The organism is Streptomyces durbertensis (assembly GCF_014156695.1).
Classification (GTDB): Bacteria; Actinomycetota; Actinomycetes; order Streptomycetales; family Streptomycetaceae; genus Streptomyces; species Streptomyces durbertensis.
Genome location: NZ_WMLF01000484.1, coordinates 1 through 3,835 on the forward strand (window position 1 = coordinate 1; position 3,835 = coordinate 3,835).

The following is a 3,835-nucleotide window of genomic DNA, read 5'->3' on the forward strand; positions in this document are numbered from 1 at the left end:
GCCCTCCCCCGTACCGTCCAGCAGCTCCACGGCCGCGGCGAGCGCCTTCCGCACCCCCGTCGCGGTCCGGAAACGGGCCTGCGGATCGGGTTGGAGCAGCGTGCCGAGCACCTGCCACAGCGGTTCCGGCACGCCCTCCGGCGCCCCGGGCACGCCGTGCCGGTACGCCTCGGTCAGCGCCTGGGAGTCCGGCTTGCGCCCGGTGAGCAGATACAGCCCGACCAGGCCGGTGGCGTACAGGTCGGCGGGGAAGTCCGGTTCCGCGCCAAGAAGTTGCTCCGGCGCGAAGTAACCGGGCGTTCCGATGACGTAGTTGGTGTCGGTGAGCCGCGGCTCGCCCTTCCGCATCGAGATCCCGAAGTCCGAGAGCCGCAGATGGGGACGCCCCGAACCCGTGGGCTCCAGCAGCACGTTGGCCGGCTTGATGTCGCGGTGGACGACGTCCTCGGCGTGTACCGCCGTCAGCCCGGCCAGCAGCTGGTCGAGCAGGGCGCACACAAAGAGCGGCGGCAGCGGGCCGTGGTCGGCGATGAGGTGGGCGAGCGAGCCGCCGCGGACCAGGTCCATGGTGAACAGGACCTGGTCGTCGTCGGCGGCCCAACTGGTCGGTGCGAGCACGTGCGGGTGGTCGATCCGCAGCGCCTGCTCGCGGACGAACCGCAGCAGCGTGTGCGCGTCGCCCTGCTGCAGGACCTTCACCGCCACGTAGCGGCGCCGTCGCCGGTCCCAGGCCCGCCAGACCGCGCCGGCACCACCCCGCCCGACCGGGTCCACCAACTCGTAACGGCCCGCGAATACCTCACCCATGCCGCTGCGCCCGTCCTTCCCACACGTCCTTCGCCGGCGGCGGCTCAGGCCTGGTGCGCCTCGTAGTGCCGCACCGCGTCCGACGTCTTCCCCGCACCGTAGACCTTCAGGAACTCGGCCAGCTCCGGGTGGTCCTCGGCCAGCAGGTTCGAGGCGGCGAGCACACCCTGCGCGTCGGAGATCGCCCGCAGCAGCGACTGGATCTCCCGCACCGCCCGCTTGACCGTCGTCTGCTGCCCGGACCCCGGCGCCTGGCCGTTGCCGCTGAGCACGCTCTGCCCGGCCGAACGCCGGATCTCGTCCATCCTCTTCGTGGCCTCGGCGGCGCTCAGATGCCCACCCGCCACCTCCGACGCCAGCTCCTGCAACGCCTGTACACGCTGCACCACCGCCGGGTTCCCGATCTTCGCCCGCTGTCCGCTCATCAGCTGGGAGAGCATCGGCGCCGACAGCCCCAACACGGCCGCCAGCCGCGCCTGGTTCAGCCCCAGGTCCTCGATCAGCCGCCGGAAGAGGGTGCCGAGCGGCTCGCCGTACCAGGCGCTTTGCAGCTCCCTCGCCTTGGCCGTGGCGTCCTGCTGTGCTGCATCCATGGTGTCTCCCCTGAATCTCCCCTGTCCGCTTCGCGACAGCGAACTTGCCGCGCATCCTACGGAGCGTTGATCTCCGGGGCGAGACCCGGTCGGAAATCAGCGCGCGGACCAGGTACCCTGGTGGGGCTACGGGGCCTTAGCTCAGTTGGTAGAGCGCTGTCTTTGCATGGCAGATGTCAGGAGTTCGACTCTCCTAGGCTCCACAGGTTTGCACCCCTTTGAACTGCGGGAACGTGGTCAAAGGGGTGTTTTCTTTTCCGGTCTGCGTGCTGACGTGCCGGCACGGCTGCGCTGCTCGAGCGAGCCTCGTTCCGGGCCTGGGGCAGTCGGAGGTGGGCGGTATCGTCGGGTGTATGCGGGAGCGCTGGCGGGACGAGCGGGCGGCCATGGTCGTGCTGCTGCGGCGTGCTCGGACGGAGCGGCAGGAGCACGAGGCCGTGGCGCGGGTGATGGAGGCCGGCAGTGCGTCGCGCCTGCTCGAAGAAGAGCAGCCGCCGCTGTTCGGCGGTGCCGTGCACGAGGAGCTTTCTGCGGCCCGGGCCGAGCTGGACCGCTGGGCGGAGCAGGGCATCGGGGTGCGCGCGCTGACCGAGCCGGACTATCCGCAGCAGCTGAGCAGTGCGTTTGACGCCCCCGGCCTCGTCTTCACCCGTGGAGAACTGCGTTCCGACGATCCCGGGGTTGCCGTGGTCGGGTCGCGCGACGCCTCGCGGAGTTCTCTCGCTCAGGCTGCTGCACTTGCCGGTGCTCTCGTCGGGCGTGGGCTGAGCGTCGTGTCCGGGCTGGCGTCGGGGATCGATACCGCCGCCATGGAGGCCGCGCTTGGTGCGGGCGGACGTGCGGTCGGTGTGATCGGCACCGGTGTCTATCACCCTTATCCGCCGGAGAATCTTGCCCTGCACCGTCGAGTGGTGGCCTCGGGGCTGGTCCTGTCGCCGTTCTGGCCGGAGGTTCCGCCGTCGAAGACGACCTTCCCGCGGCGGAACGGCACGATGTCGGCGTACTGCCTGGCCACGGTGATCGTGGCTGCGGGGCCGCGCAGTGGTACGCGCATCCAGGCCCGTAAGGCCGTCGAGCACGGCCGCCCGGTGATTCTGCTGCGCTCGGTCCTCGAAGGAAACGACTGGGCGCGTGAGCTGGTGGACCGGCCTGATGTGCACGTTGCCGAAGGCGTCGAGGAGGCTCTGGCACTGCTGGACGGCATCGTGCGCCGCCCGGCGGATGTGGACCAGTTGCTGCGTGGCCTTGTCGACCTGCCGTGACGGGGGACACCGGCGACGCGAGGGCGATTCGGGCGGCCGAGATCATTACCCGCACTCGGTTCACCGATCACTTCCTGGCCCCGGTCCGCGCCGCTCCCGGCATCTGTGAGGTGTGTGCGTTACCCATGGCCGCAGGCAGTGCGCTGTGCGCCGCCTGCGCGGCGCATCGTCGGCAGGCCCAGGAACGCGGCGCGGTGGCGGCTGACGAGGTCGTCTTCATCGCGTACTCCATCGCGGGCAGCCAGTCCGACTGGGACATGCACCGCTACAAGACGACCTCACCTGGCCCGGCCGATCCCTCGTGGATGCGCACGGCGGGCCTCGCCGCGCACTTCGGCCTGATGCACCGCGGATGCCTGGACGCCGGCCGGCACGGGCCGGCCCACGCGTTCGCCGTGGTGCCCTCCCTGGGAGGCCGTCCGCTACCGCATCCGCTGGAGAGCCTCTCGGCGTACCTGCTCCCCGGACTCCCGGCTGTCCCGCTGTCCGCTGCGGCCAACGGGCGCGGGCAGGGCGACCGTGACCAGCGCCGCGTGTTCCGCCCCGACTTCCTTGTCGTGCCGGATCGCGAGGCGGTGCACGGCCGGCACATCGTGCTCGTCGACGACACCTGGGTGACCGCAGCCACCTCCAGTCCGCCGCGGCGGCCCTGCGGAGAGCGGGCGCGGCGCGTGTCACGGGTCTCGTGCTCGCCCGCCGCCTGCGTCCCTACTGGGGGACCAACGCCGACTTCATGGCCGGGCGGCTCGTCCGGCCCTACGACGTCGCGAGGTGCCCGGTAGGCGACCACGTAGTCCGGTCCGAGTAGGGGACCTCGTGGCGGGTGTCGTGTGCCGGCGCTGTTTCAGAGGGGTCTGAGGTGGCTGGTGAGGCGGCCGTTCCGGAACAGGTGGAAGGTGAGTGCCGGCGGGGCCTGGTGGGTTTTCCAGGAGTCGTCGGGACCTTGTTCCCATGGGAGCAGCGCGGTGCTGGCGATGCCCGGCGCGCAGAGCAGCGGGCGGCCGGCGAAGGACGTCGTGGCGGCGGTGTGGGCGTGGCCGCAGAGGACGGCCACGACCTGCGGGTGGCGGGCGAGGACGCCCGCCAGGGCCTGGGGTTCGCGTAGACCGATCCGGTCGAGGTAGGGCAGCCCGAGCGGCACCGGGGGGTGGTGGAGGGCGACGAAGGCCGGCT

General features: G+C 71.3%; 5 protein-coding genes and 1 tRNA gene. 3 read left to right on the forward strand and 3 right to left on the reverse strand.

The window, feature by feature from the left end; translation table 11 throughout:
• A partial coding sequence (locus GL263_RS23060; RefSeq protein WP_182857672.1) for a serine/threonine-protein kinase occupies positions 1-807 on the reverse strand: 807 nt, incomplete at its 3' end.
• A 44-nt stretch (positions 808-851) separates the two neighbouring features.
• Entirely contained in the window at positions 852-1,400 is a 549-nt protein-coding gene (locus GL263_RS23065; RefSeq protein WP_182857673.1) for a helix-turn-helix domain-containing protein, read from the reverse strand.
• Between the two features lie 130 nt (positions 1,401-1,530).
• Between GL263_RS23065 and GL263_RS23070 the strand changes: the two genes are divergently transcribed.
• The 3 genes from GL263_RS23070 to GL263_RS23080 all read left to right on the forward strand — a co-directional run bounded on the left by GL263_RS23070 (position 1,531) and on the right by GL263_RS23080 (position 3,444).
• Positions 1,531-1,603, forward strand: a tRNA-Ala gene (locus GL263_RS23070).
• A gap of 150 nt (positions 1,604-1,753) precedes the next feature.
• Complete coding sequence (locus GL263_RS23075; protein WP_182857674.1) at positions 1,754-2,662, forward strand: DNA-processing protein DprA; 909 nt, start codon at positions 1,754-1,756, stop codon at positions 2,660-2,662.
• A gap of 125 nt (positions 2,663-2,787) precedes the next feature.
• Positions 2,788-3,444 (forward strand): hypothetical protein, encoded by a 657-nt coding sequence (locus GL263_RS23080; RefSeq protein ID WP_182857675.1) that lies wholly within the window; start codon positions 2,788-2,790, stop codon positions 3,442-3,444.
• 62 nt (positions 3,445-3,506) lie between these two features.
• Here GL263_RS23080 and GL263_RS23085 read toward each other — a convergent pair.
• Positions 3,507-3,835 (reverse strand): metallophosphoesterase family protein (locus tag GL263_RS23085; protein WP_500294574.1); only part of this gene is annotated, 329 nt, incomplete at its 5' end.

Bases quoted from the DNA above. Each gene is read 5' to 3' on its own strand.
- GL263_RS23065 (WP_182857673.1), bottom strand. From the start codon at position 1,400: ATGGATGCAGCACAGCAGGACGCCACGGCCAAGGCGAGGGAGCTGCAA.
- GL263_RS23075 (WP_182857674.1), top strand. From the start codon at position 1,754: ATGCGGGAGCGCTGGCGGGACGAGCGGGCGGCCATGGTCGTGCTGCTG.
- GL263_RS23080 (WP_182857675.1), top strand. From the start codon at position 2,788: ATGGCCGCAGGCAGTGCGCTGTGCGCCGCCTGCGCGGCGCATCGTCGG.